This is a genomic window from Roseitalea sp. MMSF_3546 (genome assembly GCF_030732865.1).
Taxonomy (GTDB): domain Bacteria; phylum Pseudomonadota; class Alphaproteobacteria; order Rhizobiales; family Rhizobiaceae; genus Roseitalea.
In genome coordinates this window covers 107345-123643 of the sequence record NZ_JASHKB010000002.1, presented here as the reverse complement: position 1 = coordinate 123643, position 16299 = coordinate 107345, and the positions used below count along the sequence as shown (strand labels likewise).

At 67.0% G+C, this 16299-nt stretch carries 16 protein-coding genes; 10 read left to right on the top strand and 6 right to left on the bottom strand.

The genetic code is table 11. The annotated features are described in order from the left end of the window. Positions 1 to 77 precede the first annotated feature (77 nt). A complete protein-coding gene (locus RBB34_RS02415; RefSeq protein WP_306117597.1) occupies positions 78 to 2471 on the bottom strand; it encodes an EAL domain-containing protein in 2394 nt (797 codons plus the stop codon). Between the two features lie 652 nt (positions 2472 to 3123). Between RBB34_RS02415 and RBB34_RS02410 the strand changes: the two genes are divergently transcribed. From RBB34_RS02410 to RBB34_RS02400, 3 genes are all read left to right on the top strand, one after another. Beyond that, positions 3124 to 3717 (top strand): TRAP transporter small permease subunit, encoded by a 594-nt coding sequence (locus RBB34_RS02410; RefSeq protein ID WP_306117596.1) that lies wholly within the window; start codon positions 3124 to 3126, stop codon positions 3715 to 3717. Next, positions 3714 to 5669 carry a TRAP transporter large permease subunit gene (locus tag RBB34_RS02405; protein ID WP_306117595.1) on the top strand — a complete coding sequence of 652 codons (1956 nt, stop codon included), beginning with the start codon at positions 3714 to 3716 and terminating at the stop codon, positions 5667 to 5669. Before RBB34_RS02410 ends, RBB34_RS02405 begins: the two co-directional genes overlap by 4 nt. Before the next feature lie 103 nt (positions 5670 to 5772). Next, the gene (locus RBB34_RS02400) at positions 5773 to 6513 is read left to right on the top strand and encodes a tellurite resistance TerB family protein (RefSeq protein WP_306117594.1); all 741 of its coding nucleotides are present in this window, start codon (positions 5773 to 5775) and stop codon (positions 6511 to 6513) included. A 195-nt stretch (positions 6514 to 6708) separates the two neighbouring features. Here RBB34_RS02400 and RBB34_RS02395 read toward each other — a convergent pair whose 3' ends face one another. Together RBB34_RS02395 and RBB34_RS02390 are read right to left on the bottom strand one after the other, a co-directional pair. Further along, positions 6709 to 7356 (bottom strand): TetR-like C-terminal domain-containing protein, encoded by a 648-nt coding sequence (locus RBB34_RS02395; RefSeq protein WP_306117593.1) that lies wholly within the window; start codon positions 7354 to 7356, stop codon positions 6709 to 6711. Between the two features lie 100 nt (positions 7357 to 7456). Further along, the gene (locus tag RBB34_RS02390; RefSeq protein ID WP_306117592.1) at positions 7457 to 8626 is read right to left on the bottom strand and encodes a pyridoxal phosphate-dependent aminotransferase; all 1170 of its coding nucleotides are present in this window, start codon (positions 8624 to 8626) and stop codon (positions 7457 to 7459) included. Positions 8627 to 8683: 57 nt separating this feature from the next. Between RBB34_RS02390 and RBB34_RS02385 the strand changes: the two genes are divergently transcribed. Genes RBB34_RS02385 through RBB34_RS02375 form a run of 3 tightly spaced genes read left to right on the top strand, consistent with a single transcriptional unit; the run spans position 8684 to position 10354 of the window. Next, a complete protein-coding gene (locus tag RBB34_RS02385; RefSeq protein WP_306117591.1) occupies positions 8684 to 9379 on the top strand; it encodes a GNAT family protein in 696 nt (231 codons plus the stop codon). Continuing rightward, positions 9363 to 10118, top strand: coding sequence for an SDR family oxidoreductase (locus tag RBB34_RS02380; RefSeq protein ID WP_306117590.1), 756 nt, complete (start codon positions 9363 to 9365; stop codon positions 10116 to 10118). Before RBB34_RS02385 ends, RBB34_RS02380 begins: the two co-directional genes overlap by 17 nt. Then, entirely contained in the window at positions 10115 to 10354 is a 240-nt protein-coding gene (locus RBB34_RS02375; RefSeq protein ID WP_306117589.1) for a hypothetical protein, read from the top strand. The genes RBB34_RS02380 and RBB34_RS02375 overlap by 4 nt, the downstream gene beginning before the upstream one ends. A gap of 3 nt (positions 10355 to 10357) precedes the next feature. On the opposite strand, the gene RBB34_RS02370 is transcribed toward RBB34_RS02375, so the two are convergent. Genes RBB34_RS02370 through RBB34_RS02360 form a run of 3 tightly spaced genes read right to left on the bottom strand, consistent with a single transcriptional unit; the run spans position 10358 to position 13034 of the window. Beyond that, positions 10358 to 11392 (bottom strand): nickel/cobalt transporter, encoded by a 1035-nt coding sequence (locus tag RBB34_RS02370; protein WP_306117588.1) that lies wholly within the window; start codon positions 11390 to 11392, stop codon positions 10358 to 10360. Then, on the bottom strand, positions 11389 to 12060 hold the full coding sequence (locus RBB34_RS02365; RefSeq protein ID WP_306117587.1) for a DUF1007 family protein: 672 nt from the start codon (positions 12058 to 12060) through the stop codon (positions 11389 to 11391). The genes RBB34_RS02370 and RBB34_RS02365 overlap by 4 nt, the downstream gene beginning before the upstream one ends. Before the next feature lie 44 nt (positions 12061 to 12104). Further along, complete coding sequence (locus RBB34_RS02360; protein ID WP_306117586.1) at positions 12105 to 13034, bottom strand: LysR family transcriptional regulator; 930 nt, start codon at positions 13032 to 13034, stop codon at positions 12105 to 12107. Positions 13035 to 13178: 144 nt separating this feature from the next. Between RBB34_RS02360 and RBB34_RS02355 the strand changes: the two genes are divergently transcribed. From RBB34_RS02355 to RBB34_RS02340, 4 genes are all read left to right on the top strand, one after another. After that, a complete protein-coding gene (locus RBB34_RS02355; protein ID WP_306117585.1) occupies positions 13179 to 13547 on the top strand; it encodes a hypothetical protein in 369 nt (122 codons plus the stop codon). 86 nt (positions 13548 to 13633) lie between these two features. After that, complete coding sequence (locus tag RBB34_RS02350; protein ID WP_306117584.1) at positions 13634 to 14155, top strand: MarR family transcriptional regulator; 522 nt, start codon at positions 13634 to 13636, stop codon at positions 14153 to 14155. A 92-nt stretch (positions 14156 to 14247) separates the two neighbouring features. Further along, a complete protein-coding gene (locus RBB34_RS02345; protein ID WP_306117583.1) occupies positions 14248 to 15270 on the top strand; it encodes a LacI family DNA-binding transcriptional regulator in 1023 nt (340 codons plus the stop codon). After that, a complete protein-coding gene (locus tag RBB34_RS02340) occupies positions 15270 to 16244 on the top strand; it encodes a 2-hydroxyacid dehydrogenase (protein ID WP_306117582.1) in 975 nt (324 codons plus the stop codon). Before RBB34_RS02345 ends, RBB34_RS02340 begins: the two co-directional genes overlap by 1 nt. Positions 16245 to 16299: the final 55 nt, after the last annotated feature.

Sequence of the window (16299 nt, the reverse complement as noted above, 5' to 3'; positions counted from 1 at the left end):
CGCCGGCCTGCGGCGCGGTGCCGGGCAACGGGGCCCTGCGGCGCGTCAGCGAGCACCCGGCCGCGATTGCGGCGCTTTCACCTCCGCGCTCCCGCATCGGCCGGCGCGGGCGGCGCCACGGCAGCGCCCGACGGCTCGGCGGGATCGGCGAAATCGGGCATGCGGTAACGCTGCGGCGGGGTGCGGGTGGCCATTTCGACGATGGCCGAGGCCGGCAGGGCCGGCCCGAAGAGGTAGCCCTGCACGCGGTCGATCTTGCCCGACTTGCGGATCAGGCCGAGCTGGCTCTCGTTTTCCACGCCCTCGACCGTGACCTTCAGGCCGAGTCCGTAGCAAAGGTCGGCAATGCCGTCGAGCAGGGCCAGCGGCGTCTCGCCGGAATCGAGCCCGGCCACGAAGGACCGGTCGATCTTCACGCGGTCGAGCGGCAGCCGGTGCAGGTAGCTCAGCGACGAATAGCCGGTGCCGAAATCGTCGAGCGACACCCGCACGCCGGTCTCGCGCAGCCGGTTGAGCCGGGCGATCATGTCCGCCTCGTTGGAGATGACGGCCGACTCGGTGATTTCCAGATCGAGCCGCTTCGGGCTCAGCTTCGCATCGGCCAGCGAGTCGCGCACCACCTTGTTGATGCCGTCGCGGCGAAAGTCGATCGGCGACAGGTTGACCGACACGTCGATGTGCGCGGGCCATCCGGCGCAGTCGTTGACCGCCCGCCGCAGCATGCTCTCGGTCAGCTTGGTGATGATGCCCATCTCCTCGGCGAGCGGAATGTACTCGCCCGGCGAGATCGTGCCCAGGTCCTCGTGATGCCAGCGTGACAGCGCCTCGCAGGCGACGATCCGGCCGGTATCGGCCTCCACGATGGGCTGGTACAGCACCGACAGGTGATTGCCGTCGATGGCCTTGGCCAGTTCGCCCTTGATGAGCTGGCGCCGCAGATAGCGCTCGTTCATGCCGTCTTCGAACACCGACCACACGCCCTTGCCCGCGGCCTTGGAGTGGTACAGAGCCAGATCGGCACGCACCATCGCTTCCTGCAGGTCGAAGTCGCAGGCACGCATCTGCGTCAGGCCGATCGACTGGGTGACGAAGACCTGTTCCGGCCCGATCCGATAGGACTGGCTCATGCAGATGCGGAATTCCTCGGCGAACGCCTCCAGTTCGCGATCGGGATGCAGCCGGTCGATGAACACCATGAACTCGTCGCCGCCGAGCCGCGACAGCAGGCCCAGATTGCCGTAATGACGCTGCATGCGCCGGGCAATGGCGCGCAGCAGGCTGTCGCCCTGCGCATGGCCGATCGAGTCGTTGACCCGCTTGAAGTCATCGACATCGAAGGCGATCAGGATGCAGCTTCCGTCCGGGTCGGCCTCCTCGAGGCGCTTGTTGACCTCCTGCGAAAAGTGGTTGCGGTTTGGCAGCTCGGTCAGGCCGTCGAACCGCGCCATGGCCTTGATCTTCTCCTGGGTGCGCACGCGCTCGGTGACGTCCTCCAGGATCAGCACCGAACCGCCCTCGGGCCGCTGCGAGCCGGAGAACTCGATATAGGTGCCGTTGGTCAGCCGGATCTGCGCCTTGTCGCCATCGCTGGACATCAGCCGTCCGACAGTGCGCTGCAGCGAGCGGCCGCGACTGGGCGCAACGAGCTCGAAGCGCCGCGCATAGCGCAGCAGAAGCGCGAAGCTGCGCCGCTCCATGCGCACATATTGCGGGATCTGCAACAGCACGCGGGCGCGGCGGTTCATCACCTGGACCCGCTCGTTCGCATCGAACATGATCAGCCCGTGCGACATGTTGTTGAGCGCCACGTCGAAGCGTTCGGCGATGTCGGCGGTCTCGAGCCGCCCGCGCACCGCCGACACCACCGTCGAGCGCACATTGCGCACCATCGACAGGATCAGCGTGACATAGGGCACGAACAGCAAGACCGCGATCATGCCCGCCGGATCCCCGCGCATGGCAAGGCTGACCGCCGGGGCGAGCAAGGTGATCACGGTCATGATCGCGGCCAGCTTTACCGAACCGTAAAGGCGCCCGACGATCGTCGGCAGGGCGGCAAAGACGGTCGAGAGCGAAGCGATGATGGCGAATTCGGTGGCAACGAATTCGAGGCAGAACCAGGCGAACAGGCCCACGGCGAGACCGACCAGCCCCGACGAGACGATGTAGCGCCGTTCCCAGCCGATGGCCCACCGCGCCCGCGCATTGATCGGCAGTCTCGCCGCGCCGGCGCGCTCGGTGTTGTACCTGATCAGGTGATACAGACGGAAGGCATTGGCCGCCAGGAACACGATCGGCCAAAGGCCCATGACGGGCACGCCGCTTTCGATATAGACGCAAATGGCAATGGCGACCTGGAGGGTCAGGCCCATAAGCATGTTGCGCCGATCAGCGAACAAGCTGTCGACGAAGCTCAGAAAGATTTCGGTTTCGGCCTGATCGCCGATCGGCGAACGATCCGAGTCTGCCATTGCCAGCCCTCTCCGGCGGACACTACCGCCTGCGCCCTTAAGGAACGGTATATCCGCAGCCCGCAATAAAGATAAGTTGCAGCCTTGATTGCATTGTTCTGTAATAAATTCTATGTACATTTGAAATACATGAAAAGTAAAACAGTTATCGCAATATATATTGAACAGTCCCGAAGAATCTGAATCGAACCGAGTATTGCGTGACCCGCCCTGCTTGCGCCGGCGCAACCAGCGGCTGTAGCCGACGCGTCATTGGCGACCCTGGCCGGCCGGACCCGCCGCTGGCGCGCGGGCGCTGCCGATCGACACGGCGTTAGACCAATGACTGGTTAACAATCCTTACCAGTTTGTTGCCAGCGCCCGCGATCGGTGCTAGGCGGGCGCCGATCGGCCGATGGCCCCTGCCGCTGGTCAAGGCGCCAAGCCGGGCCGGCGGTCGGAGGCCGTCGCAAGCATGGTCGGCTCGGCGCGGGCGTCTCGGGCAGGCGCGCTTGCGGGCTCGCCGGCCGGGTTGCGGAGGCCAGGACGGAGCATGCGCGCAATGCCGGGCAGATAGCAAATTGAGTTGCAAAAGCGGGCCCGGGCCAACAATGTGCGCGATCACGGGCCTGGCGCCGGGGCGCGCCGAACCGTGGCGGACTGAGGGAGGATCATGTCTGCACTGTTAAGGATTTCGTCGGCGATCGATGCGGTCACCGGTTTCATCGGCCGCTCGGTCTCCTGGCTCGTGCTCGTCGCCGTGCTTGTCAGCGCCGGCAACGCCACGATCCGAAAGGCGTTCGACACCTCGTCCAATGCCTGGCTCGAACTGCAATGGTATCTTTACGGCGCGGTGTTCCTGCTCGCCGCCTCCTACACGCTGCAGCGCAACGAGCATGTGCGCATCGATGTCGCCACGTCCGGCTTGTCCAAGCGCGCCCGGGACTGGATCGACCTGTTCGGCCACACCGTCTTTCTGCTGCCGTTTGCCGGGCTGATGATCTACCTGTCCTGGCCGTTCATGATGAACTCGATCCGCTCGGGCGAGATCTCGGTCAATGCCGGCGGCCTGGTTCTGTGGCCCGCCAAGTCGATGGTCTTTGCCGGTTTCGTGCTTTTGTTCTTCCAGACCGTCTCCGAGATCATCAAGCGGTGGGCGGTGATCCGCGGAGCGATCGACGATCCCATCCAGGAGCATGAACTGCCGCCGCTGATCGAGGAGATGGAAAGCGGCGCCGACCTTCAGGAGCGGATGAAGCACAAATGATCGAGGTGATTGCCCACAACCTGGCGCCGATCATGTTCATCTCCGTCATGGCGATGCTCCTGCTCGGCTATCCGGTCGCCTTCACGCTCGCCGCCGGCGGGCTGATCTTCTTTTTCATCGGCGTCGAGCTTTCGGTCTTCGCGCCCGACGAGATCCGCCTGTTTCCCAACCTGATCCAGGCCAATCCCAACCGAACCTTCGATGTCATGCGCAACGAGGTTCTGCTGGCGATCCCCTTCTTCACCTTCATGGGGCTGATCCTCGAGCGATCGCGCATGGCCGAGGATCTTCTGGATACCATCGGCCAGCTCTTCGGCCCCTTGCGCGGCGGGCTTGCCATCGCCGTCGTCATCGTCGGCGGCCTTCTGGGCGCGACGACCGGTGTCGTCGCCGCCTCGGTCATCGCCATGGGCCTGATCTCGCTGCCCATCATGATGCGCTATGGCTACAACCGTTCGGTCGCCACCGGGACCATCGCCGCCGCCGGCACGCTGGCGCAGATCGTGCCGCCGTCGCTGGTGCTGATCGTCATGTCCGACCAGCTCGGCCGCTCGGTCGGCGACATGTATCTGGGCGCGCTCTATCCGGCGCTGATGATCATGGCGATGTACTGCGCCTATATCGTCGTGCTGACGCTCATCCAGCCCAAATCGGTGCCGGCGCTGCCGCCCGAGACGCGCACGCTGGGCGGCGGCGTGATGTCGCTTTTTGCCGTGATCATCCTGTCGGTCGGCATCCATTACGCCGGCTACAACTTCCTTTATTCCGGTTACGGCGAGGAAAACCGCTTCGTGCTGGCGGCAACCACGGCGACCGCCTTTGCCCTCGCCGTCTCGCTGATCAACCGCTATTTCCGGCTCGGGATCGTCTCGCGGCTGACCGAGCAGGTCATCATCGTGCTGATCCCGCCGCTGGCACTGATCTTCCTGGTGCTCGGCACGATCTTCCTTGGCATCGCAACGCCGACCGAAGGCGGCGCCATGGGCGCCACGGGCGCGCTCATCCTGGCGCTGATCAAGCGCCGGCTGACGCTGAAGACGGTCAAGGAAGCGCTCGATTCGACCACCAAGCTGACCGCCTTCGTCATGTTCATCCTGATCGGCGCGCGCGTCTTCGGGCTGACCTTCTACGGCATCAACGGCCATCTGTGGATCAAGGAGCTGCTGCTCGCCCTGCCCGGCGGCGAGACCGGCTTTCTCGTCGTCGTCACGGTGATCGTGTTCATCCTGGGCTGTTTTCTCGACTTCTTCGAGATCGCCTTCATCGTCGTGCCGCTGCTGGTCGCCCCGGCCGAGGCACTGGGCATCGATCTGATCTGGCTGGGCATCATCCTGGGCATCAACCTGCAGACGTCGTTTCTCACACCGCCCTTCGGCTTCGCCCTGTTCTACCTGCGTTCGATCGCGCCCAAGAAGGACTGGGACGATGAGGTCACCGGCGAGCGCATCAAGGGTATCCACACCACGTCGATCTACAAGGGCGTCCTGCCCTTTATCGCGATCCAGTTCGTCGCCATTCTGCTCGTGATCTTCTACCCGCGCCTGGTCACCCACTATGCCGACGACGAGATCGAGGTCGATCTCGACAATGTGCAGATCGAACTGCCCTCGCTGGGCGGCGAGGACGCCGAGGGCAACCCGGTGGGCCTGCCCGGTCTCGACGGCGGCGGTGGCCTGCAACTGCCCGGCGGGCTCAATCTCGACGGCGGCGCACCCGCTGGCGGCGACACCGACGGCGCCGGCCAGGGGTCGGGCCTGCCCGGCCTGGAGCTCACCCCGCTCGGACAGCCCCCCGCGCTCGGCGGCGATGGAAACGGCGCGCCCCAGGGCTCGGACACGCAGGATGGCGGGCAAGATGGCCAGGACGGCGGCCAGGACGACGGCGCGGCGCCGGGCGGGCTCGGCCTGCCGGGCCAGCTCAACCTGAACAACGAGCCGCCGCCCATCCAGTGACCGTGCTTGGCGGCGGCCGCTGCTTCGGCCGCGTCTGCTCGCTTGCAATGGCGTGCACCGATCCCCAATTTCCGCTTTCGTGACCCGAGGACGGAGGACATCGATGCTCGACCCGAAGAAACTGCTCAACGACTTTCTGGGAAGCCAGATACCGGGCGCCGGAGGCTCGGTGCGCGAACGGGCCGGGCAGGCAGGGCAACTGGCCAGGGACAATCCGCTGGCAACGGGCGCCATCGCCGCCGTTCTTCTGGGCACGGGCGCAGGGCGCGAACTCACCGGCTCGGCGCTCAAGCTGGGCGCCGCCGCCGCCGTGGGCGGGCTCGCCTACACCGCATGGAAGAACTACAAGGAAGGCCGCCAGCCCGGCGGCCAGGTCGAGGGCGACGCCGCGGGCCGGCCGGACGGTCGGATCGAAGCGCCCAGGCAGGAGGTTCTGCCGCCACCGCAGGGGTCGGAATTCGACCTGGAGACCACGGCGCAGGCCGACGAATTCGCCCTTGCGCTGGTGCGCGCCATGATCGCGGCGGCCCGCGCCGACGGCCATATCGACGACGCCGAACGCGGCCGCATCGCCGACAAGTTGGCCATGAGCGGCATCGACGAGGACGAACAGTCCTTCATCCGCGCCGAACTTGCCAAACCCGTCGATCTCGATTCGATCGTCTCGGCGGCGCGGACCGAGGCGCAAAGGGTCGAGCTCTACACCGCCTCGCGCCTTGCCATCGAGCCCAACTCGCGCGCCGAACGCGGCTATCTGGACATGCTCGCCGGCCGGCTGCAACTGCCCGATCCGCTGGTCGACCATATCGAGGCGACCATCGCCGGCGCCACCGCCCCGGCCTGACCGGCCCGCCCGTTGCCGCGCGGGCCGCGCTGCCGCGTGGGCGCGTGCATCGGCCCGCCCGCACAACCGTTAACCATTCGTTAACGGTTTTGTGCGAATCTCGATCGCAGGGCATAAAGCGGGTCCGGAGTCTCCTCCCGACCGGATCACGCGGAAAACGGGCGATTGTTCCTTGCGAATGATCGCCCGCTTTTTTCATCCTTCGGCAAGCCGCAGCGCCCGTCTGACCTGATCGGCGATCACCGCCCGCTGGGCCTCGAAGGGCTGGTCCGACAGCCAGGCCACCTTGCCGCCGATGGCCAGATGCGCATAGCCATGCATGATCGCCCAGACCGCCATCACGTCGCGCCAGCCCGCCTCGGTCGTCAGCGCGTCGCGCCCGCCCACCCGGGCGACGCCATTGACCAGCACGGAGAATCCCGCCTCGGCCGCCTTGGCGAGTTCGGCCGGCTTGTCGCCGCCGCCGCGGCCGCCGAACATGAGCTGAAACAGGGCCGGGTTGTCGATCGCAAAGCGGACATAGCCGATGCCCGCCGCCACCACCTGACCGGCCGCATCGTCCGTTCCGGCCGCATCCGCTCCGGCCGCGGCCTGCTCGGCCTTCATCACCGCCGTCAGCCGGTCGAAGCCGCGCGCGGCGAGCGCGTGCAACAGCGCCGCCAGATCCCTGAAGTGATGGGCCGGCGCGGCATGGCTGACGCCCGCCCGCTTGGCCGTCGAACGCAGCGAAAACCCGTCCTCGCCCTTTTCGATCAGTTCGGCCTCGGCCGCCTCGAGCAGCGCCTCGCGCAACGCGCCATGATGGTAGCGCCTTGATTCCGCGCCGTCTTTCATGCGTTCCATGGGAAATGATATCGCATCGTCATGACACCGTCAAAACGCCGACCGTGTCATTGCGACAATCGAGGCACCACGGATTTGACAGTGACAAGGGGGCAGCCCCCTACCCCGCCAGGAACGCGTCCACCCGGTCCAGCGCCCTTTCGATGTTCTCAAGCGAATTGGCATAGGACACGCGCACGAACCCTTCCCCCAGAACGCCGAAATCCGGCCCCCCGATCAGCGCCACACCGGCTTCCTCCAGAAGGGCACCGGCCAGGTCCTTGGCCTTCCAGCCGGTCGCCGAGATGTTGGGGAAGGCATAGAACGCGCCCTTGGGCGTCGCGCAGGTCACGCCGTCAATGGCATTGAGCCGTTCGACGACGAAGCGCCGGCGCGCGTCGAACGCGGTCATCATTTCGGCCACCGCGTCCTGCGGGCCGTCGATCGCCGCGATCCCGGCATGCTGGCTCGGCGCGTTGACGCAGGACCAGCAATTGACCGCCAGCTTGCGCACCGCGTCGCAAAGCGGTTCGGGCCAGATCGACCAGCCGATGCGCCAGCCGGTCATCGCCCAGGTCTTCGAGAAGCCATTGAGCACGATCAGCCGGTCGCGCAGCGCCGCAAATTCCAAGAGCGAGGTATGCGCCTCGCCTTCATAGGTCATCACGTCGTAGATCTCGTCGGACAGGATCGCCAGGTCGGGGTGATCGGCAAGGCCGGCGACCAGCGCCTCGATCTCGGCGCGCGGGGTGACCCCGCCGGTCGGGTTGGCCGGCGAGTTGACGATCAGCAGCCGCGTTTTCGGCGTGATCAGATCGAGCGTCTCGGCCACCGAAAAGGCAAAGCCGTTCGCCTCGCGCATCGGAACCGGCACCGGCGTCGCCCCCGTCGCCTCGATCATCGACCGGTAGATCGGAAAGCCCGGATCGGGATAGGCGATCTCGGCACCGGGCGCGCCGAACATCATGATCGCGGCGAACATGGCCGGCTTGCCGCCCGGCGTGATCATGATCGCGTCCGGTGCGATCTGCGCGCCGGTCATCGCGTGCACGCGCCGCGCCACGGCCTCGCGCAGGGGCAGGATTCCGGCGGCCGGCGTGTAGCCATGGGCACCGTCGCGAAGCGCCTTAACGGCGGCCTCGACGATGTGTTCGGGCGTTGCGAAATCCGGCTGGCCGATGCCCAGATTGATGATGTCGCGGCCCTCTTGCGCCAGAGCGGTGGCGCGCGCCAGAACGGCGAAGGCGTTTTCCTCGCCGATGCGCTTGAAGAAGGGGGTGATGTCGTGCATGGCTGTCCTCCGCCGCGTGGGGATGCGTCTCCGCCCGCGACTTGTCAAGCAGCAGCCATGATCGACGACCTTTCGCAATGGACGCCCCGCCCGACCCCGACCAATGCCGAGATGACCGGTCGCACGGTGCGTATCGTCCCGTTCGAGCGCGCCGCTCATGAAGACGCGCTTTGGCGGGCCTTCGGCGGGCCGGCGACCAACGATCTGCTCTACCATTTCGGCTGGCCGCACATGGCCTGCGCCGCCGATCTGGGCGCCAGGCTGGCCGATCTTCGCGCCAATGCCGGCTTCGTCACCTGCGTCTTCGTCCATCCCGCGACGGGCCGGGTCATGGGCATGGCGAGCTATATGCGCATCGACGAGACCAACGGCGTGTGCGAGGTCGGCTGCGTGGCCCACGGCGCGGCCATGGCCCGTTCGCCCGCCTCCACCGAGGCGCACTACCTGATGGCGCGGCGCATCTTCGACGAGCTCGACTATCGCCGCTACGAGTGGAAGCTCAACAACGCCAACGCGCCCTCCCACCGCGCCGCGCGCCGCTTCGGCTTCACCTTCGAGGGCGTGTTCCGCCAGCTCGAGGTCAAGCCCTATGGCAATCGCGACACCGCCTGGTATTCCATGCTCGACCGGCAGTGGCCGGTCGCCAGGGCAGCCTTCGAGCGCTGGCTGGAACCTGGCAATTTCGATAGCGCCGGCCGCCAGCGCCGCACGCTGGAATCCATAAGGAGGGACATCCATGCCGGGCAGGCTTGAAGGCAGGATCGCGGTCGTCACCGCGGCGGGACAGGGCATCGGCAAGGCGATCGCCGACAGGTTCGTGGCCGAGGGCGCGACCGTATGGGCCAGCGACCTCGATGCCGACAGGCTGACCGATGCCGCCTATGCCGACGCGCGCCGGCTCGATGTCACCGACACGGCGGCGATCGAGGCCTATGCCGCGCGGATCGGCCCCATCGACGTGCTCGCCAACGTCGCCGGCTGGGTGCATCACGGCACGGTGCTCGACTGCGCCGAGGCCGATTGGGACCGGTCCTTCGACGTCAACGTCAAGTCCGCCCATCGCACGATCCGCGCCTTCCTGCCCGCCCTGCTGGAACGCGCCGAACGCACCGGCCGGACGACGTCGATCATCAATCTGGCCTCGGGCGCGGCGACGCGCGCTCTGCCCAACCGCTACGCCTATGCCGCCTCCAAGGCAGCCATGGTGGCGATGACCAAGGCCGTGGCGATCGATTTCGCCGCAAGGCAGGTGCGCTGCAATGCGATCTCGCCGGGCACGGTGGATTCGCCCTCGCTGCGCGAACGGGTCGCCGCGCTCGGCGAGACGCTGGGCGGCTACGAGATCGCCTGGCAGCAATTCGTCGACCGCCAGCCCATGGGACGGCTGGCGACGCCCCAGGAGATCGCGGCGCTGGCGGTCTATCTCGCCTCGGACGAGGCGGCTTTCGTCACCGGCGCCGACATGCCCGTCGACGGAGGGTTCGGCGCATGATCGATCCGGGCAACGACAGGCCGCCGCGGGGCTATGACCGGGCGACGCTGATCGTCGCCGGGCTGATCTTCGTCGGCTTCGTGCTGCTGCTGTATTTCCTGCCGGTGATCATGACCGCCATCGGCGGCGACAGTCCCTGGCTGGCCGGCCTGGCCATCGCCGCGGTGCTGGTCCTGCCCTTTGCCGGGCTGTGGCTGCGCGGGCGCGCGCGCCGCAACCAGGGGCGGCGCGACTGATCCTCACGGCGCGTTCAGCGCCCCGCCGAGCAGCGCCAGCCCCATGGCGATGATGAGCAGCGCGCCGGCGATCTCGATGCCGTGGCTGACCGGCCCCGACAGCGCCGACGACCCCGAAAGGCGCAGCGCGACGGCCTTGGCGCTCACCGCCAGCGTCGCCAGCAGCGACACGGTGATCGCCGTGCCCAGCGCCATGGCGAAGACCGAGACGATCCCGGCCAACCACAGCCCGTTCAGGAACGCAAAGGTCAGCACCACCAGCCCGCCCGTGCACGGCCGCAGCCCGACCGACATCACCGCGCCAATCGCCCCGCGCCAGTCCATCTGACCCGAGATCCGGTCCGGCGATGGCATGTGCGCGTGCCCGCAGGCCGCGCAGGTCTCGCCTGGCCCGTGCTCATGGGCGTGATCGTGATGATGATCATGGTGATGATGTGCGCCGTGACCATGGCCGACCGCCGCCGCCCCGAGCGCCGCCGGGCGCGGCCGGCGCCAGTGCACGGCGCGCAGCTTGCGCGCCAGCAGCCAGAGCCCGAGCAGCACGACCAGCACATAGGACGAGATTTCGAAGAAGCGCGTCGTGTCGGTCTGCGAGATCGCCATCTGGCGCAGGATCGCAAAGCCGAGCGCGACGATGACGATGGCCGACAGCGCCTGCACGACCGAAGCGGCCAGCGACAGCATGACGCCGCGCCGGAGCGCGGTCTCGTTGGCCAGCATATAGGACGAGATCACCACCTTGCCGTGGCCCGGCCCCGCCGCGTGCAGCACGCCATAAAGAAACGACAGGCCGACCAGCAGCCAGGCGCCCGATCCGCCATCGCGCATCTGCGCGAGCGCGTCGGTCATCAGCCGGTAGAACTCGCGCTGCCGGTCGGCGATCCAGTCGAAGAACCCGGCCAGCGGCCCGCCCGTGGGCGCCGCCGACTGTTCGGCAACCCCGATCCCCAGCGACGACTGCGCGAGCGCCGCTCCGGCCGCGCCGGCCAGCGCCAGCGCGGTCAAGCCGATCAGGGCGGCGGCGCGCCGGGCCGTCACGTGCAGCTCACCTCCATGCGCGTGGCGAAGATCTTCGACCAGTCATTGCCCTCGGGATCGTTGAAGAACGCCTCGGTGAGCGTGTCCTGGTTCTGCGCGATCGCCTCGTCCGGATCGGGGATCACCATCTGGTGGCTGCATCCGGCGGGCGCGTCGATGAGCACCATATTGGCCTCGTCGTAGAAGTCGATGGCCGTGTAGAAGGTCGGATCGTAGACCGCGATCGACGGATTGTCGGCGAGCGCCACGGCCGTGACCGGCTGCGAGGTGAACAGGATCAGCAGTTGCCCGTCGATCATGTCGACGCGCATGTCGGTCACCTCGGCCACCGCGACGTCCTTGCCCTCGACCGTCACCGACTGGAAATAGCCGAACTCGGCGATCGAGCCCGAGACGGTGCGGGCGACCTCTTCGAGTTCGTCCACCTCCAGCGCATTGCTGCCATCGGCATCGAACTCGAACAGCACGGTCGAGGAGAACACCGGATCGAAGCGCCAGACATGGCGCAGCCGGTCGACCATGCCGTCCGGCGTCGCCGTCACCTCGAGCCGTGCCTCGGCGAAGACATGCGGATGGGTATCGGCGCTGGCGGTCAGGCCGGCCATGGCACACGCCGCCAGCAGGGCCCGTTTTGCCGCCTTCGTCATGCGCGCGCGCCCGAAAACCATGATTCCCTTCCCCCCTCGATCTGCGCCATCAGAAGCTGGCCGAATTATGACGGATCGACCTGCTTTGCTTCCGGCCGCGGCGGACAATTGTCCCTGAACCACTCGGCCAGATGGTCGACCAGCGCCCGCACCCGCGCCGGCAGGTAGCGCCGGTGCGGATAGACAGCGTAAATGCCGGCGTCATTGCCCAGAAGTCCCGGCAGCACTTCGACCAGCCGCCCCGCGCTCAGATCGTCATGCACGGTGAAATCGGGCGAGACGACAAAGCCGATATCGGCGAGCGCGGCCATGCGCGCGGCCAGCGGGCTGTTGACCACGATGCGCCCGTCGATCGGCACGGTCGCCGTTCCCCCCTTGGCGTCGCGGTAGACGATCGCATTGCGTCGCCGCGCATTGCTGTCGACGACAAAGGGCAGCCCGGCGAGTGCGGCCGGCTCGTCCGGCGCCCCGTATCGGGCGATCACCGCCGGCGTCGCACACAGCACCAGCCGGAACGGCGACAGCCGGCGCGCGATCAGACCCGAATCCTGAAGCTGCGTGATGCGGATGGCCAGATCGAAGCCCTCTTCGACCAGATCCACGAACCGGTCTTCAAGGCTCATCTCGAGCTTGATGTCCGGATTGGCCACGGCGAAGTCGACGAGCGACTGCCCCATGCCGGCCGCTTCCATGGCGCGCGGCGCCGACAGCCGGATTGCGCCCGACAGCCCGGCCTTCTGATCGCGGATTTCGTCATGCAGGGCATCGAAATCGCGCAGCACGTCGACGACCCGCTTGTAATAGGCGTGTCCCGCCTCGGTCAGCGAGAACTGGCGCGTGGTCCGGTTGAGCAGCAGCACGCCCAGATCGTCCTCCAGCTCGCGCACATATTTCGACAGCAGCGCCTTGGACCGGCCCTGCGCGCGCGCGGCGGCCGAAAAGCCTTCATTGTCGACCACCGCCACATAGGCGCGCATGCGCGTCAAGGCGTCCATCGCGATATCGGCTCCACCGCTTGCATCGGCGGTTTTGTGCCTCCATCGCGGGCCGTTGTCCACCGCCATGCCCTTGACCAAGGTCAAGGCGGCCGCCCATATGCGGCGCCACTATCGGCATGCGCAAACCGGAGAGAACGCAATATGAGCCTTCGCCGCATCCGCCTGGAAATGGCCCGCGAGCCCGCCTTCCCCAACGGCAATCCCAACCGGGGCTACGTGCTGGTGCTGCCGCTCGATGCCGACCACAAGATCGATGCCGCGCAATGGCAGAAGGATCCCTCCGCCTGCACGGTAGAGCGCTTCTGGGACGGCGAGAAGGTCGAGCTGGGCTATCTCGACCGGAACCGCCGCGGCCAGTGGGTCTTCGACTACGACTTCGACGACGACGCCGACGACGAGGAAGGCTTCCGGCTTGGCGAACACGCCTTTCGCGTGGGCGAATATGTCTCCATCGCCGACCATGAAGGCACCATGCACACCTTCACCGTGGTCGCCACCGAACCGGCCTGACCGCGCTTCGGCGCGCCGCGTCGCGCCCCGGCAACACCTTCGCGGCCATTCTTGCGGCACCCGTTTTGCCGGCTTATCGTGCCGGCATGAACAGATTCTACATCCCCGCCGACGAGACCGAGTCGGGGGCGCTGCTGGCGCGCCTGCAGGAAGTCGCGCGCCAGGGACGGACGCACTACGCCCGGCATCTGCTCAAGACGGGGCTCTATGCGGGCCAGGAGAAGATCATCGAAGCGCTTGCCGCCGCCGACGGCCTGACGCCCGGCGAACTGGCGCGCGCGCTCGGCGTGCGGCCGCCGACCATCACCAAGACCATAAGCCGGCTGGAGGAACAGGGTTTCGTCGCGCGACAGGCCTCCAAGACCGACGCGCGCCAGATCGTCGTCAGCCTCACCGAGGCCGGCCACGAGGTCCTCGGCGCCATGAAGAAGGCCGTCGCCAAGGCCGAGAAGCAGGCACTGAAGGGGCTGAAGAAAAAGGAGCGCAAGCAGCTCGAGAAGATCCTCGGCAAGATCGAGGAGAACCTGGCCGAGCGCGCCGCCGGAAAGACCGATCGGCAATCGGCGGATCCGCCGAGCGAGGCGCCCCCCGAACCGATGGCGCAGTAGGGTCTGGCCGGGGCGTCCCGGCTTTACCGGGCCTTTCAATTGGTTTAATGGATTTGAATTCGGTTTAACTCCACTCTTGCCTTTTCAGGGGCATGCAGAAGATCAAGCTCTCCACCATCGGCGAGGCGCTCGGCGTTTCGACGGCCACCGTGTCGCTGGCCCTGCGCGACAGCCCGCTCGTCGCCGATGCGACGCGCGAGAAGGTCAAGGCCTACGCGCTGGAAATCGGCTACATCTACAACCGCCGCGCGGCGAGCCTGCGCACCTCCAAATCCGGCATCATCGGTGTCGTCGTTCACGACATCATGAACCCGTTCTATGCCGAGATCCTGCGCGCCATCGAGATCGAGCTCGACAGGTCGGGCCAGACCTTCCTTCTGTCCAACCATTACGATTCGGTGGACAAGCAGCGCGCATTTCTCGAAACGCTCATGCAGCTTGGCGCGGACGGCGTGATCATGTCGCCGGCGATCGACACCCCGCCCGGCGATATCGAACTGGGCATCAAGAACGGTCTGCCCTTCGTGTTCGTCGCCCGTTCGGTGGACGGGGCGGACGTGCCGGTTTTCCGCGGCGACGACGCCTATGGTATCGGACTGGCGACCAATCATCTGATTTCGCTGGGCCATGAGCGGATCGCCATGATCGGCGGCACCGACAAGACCTCGACCGGCCGCGACCGCTATCGCGGCTATGTCGAGGCGATGGCAAGGGCGGGGCTGAAGGTGCGCCCGCAATGGCGCATCGCCGGCCCGCGCACCAAGGCGGCCGGCTTCGAGGCGGCGAGCGCGTTTCTGGCCTTGCGCGACAAGCCGACGGCGGCGGTGTGCTGGAACGACATGGTCGCCATCGGGTTGATGAACGGGATCGCCCGCGCCGGGCTGACGCCGGGCGTCGATATTTCCGTGACCGGCTATGACGATCTGGAGGAAGCCTCCATTGCAACGCCGGCCCTGACGACGGTATGGAACGGCCAGCGCGATGTCGGCCGCCAGGCCGCGCGCGCTTTGCTCGACCGCATCGAGGGCAAGCGCTCCCTTGGCGGGCATCTCGAGCTGATCAAGCCCGAACTGCACGTGCGTCAGTCGACGTCGCAACCGCCGGAGAACCGCTGATGGCCTCGCACACCGCTCCCGCCCGGATCCTTGTCAGCCGCAAGGGTCACGGGCCGACCCGCGACCGTCTGCTCTCCGAATTCGACACCATCATCGCCGATCCCGACGAGGTGCCGCAGCTCAGCCCGCAGGACCGGGCCTCGATCACCGGCTTTGCCTGCCTGTTCGTTTCGGCGCGTGCCGAACTGATCGACGCCCTTCCCAACCTTCAGATCATCGCCAGCTTCGGTGTCGGCTACGACAATGTCGATGCGGCCCATGCCGCGCAGAAGGGGATCATGGTCACCCACACCCCGCACGTTCTTGATGACGAGGTCGCCGACACCGCCATCGGCCTGCTGATCAACACCGTCCGCGAACTGCCGCGCGCCGAAACCTGGCTGCGTCAGGGCGACTGGGTTGCAAGGGGCCCCTATCGGCTGACCCCGCTGACGCTGCGCAACCGCACGGTGGGCATTTTCGGCCTCGGCCGCATCGGCCTCGCCGTCGCCCGGCGCCTTGAGGGCTTCGACCTCGACATCCACTATCACAACCGCTCCCGGCGCGACGATGTCGCCTACACCTATCACGGCTCGCTCGCCGATCTGGCCGAGGCCTGCGACACGCTGATCAGCGTTGCGCCCGGCACGCCGCAGACCCACCACGCCATCGATGCGGACATTCTCGGCCGGCTCGGGCCTGACGGCGTGCTGATCAATGTCGGGCGCGGTTCGGTGGTCGACGAGGCGGCGCTGATCGCCGCGCTGTCCGACCGCACCATCGCCGCCGCCGGGCTCGACGTCTTCGAGGTCGAACCGAACGTGCCGCGGGCGCTGATCGACGCACCCAATGCATGCCTTCTGCCGCACGTCGCCTCTGCCTCGGTGCACACGCGCACCGTCATGGGCGATCTGGTCGTCGACAATCTGTCGGCCTGGTTCGGCACCGGCAAGGCGCTCACACCGGTGCCCGAGACCCGGCATCTGCAGCCGTGAACCGGCGCCGGCGCGGTTAGCGCGCCATTAACCTTGCCCGTTCATCATGGCGCCA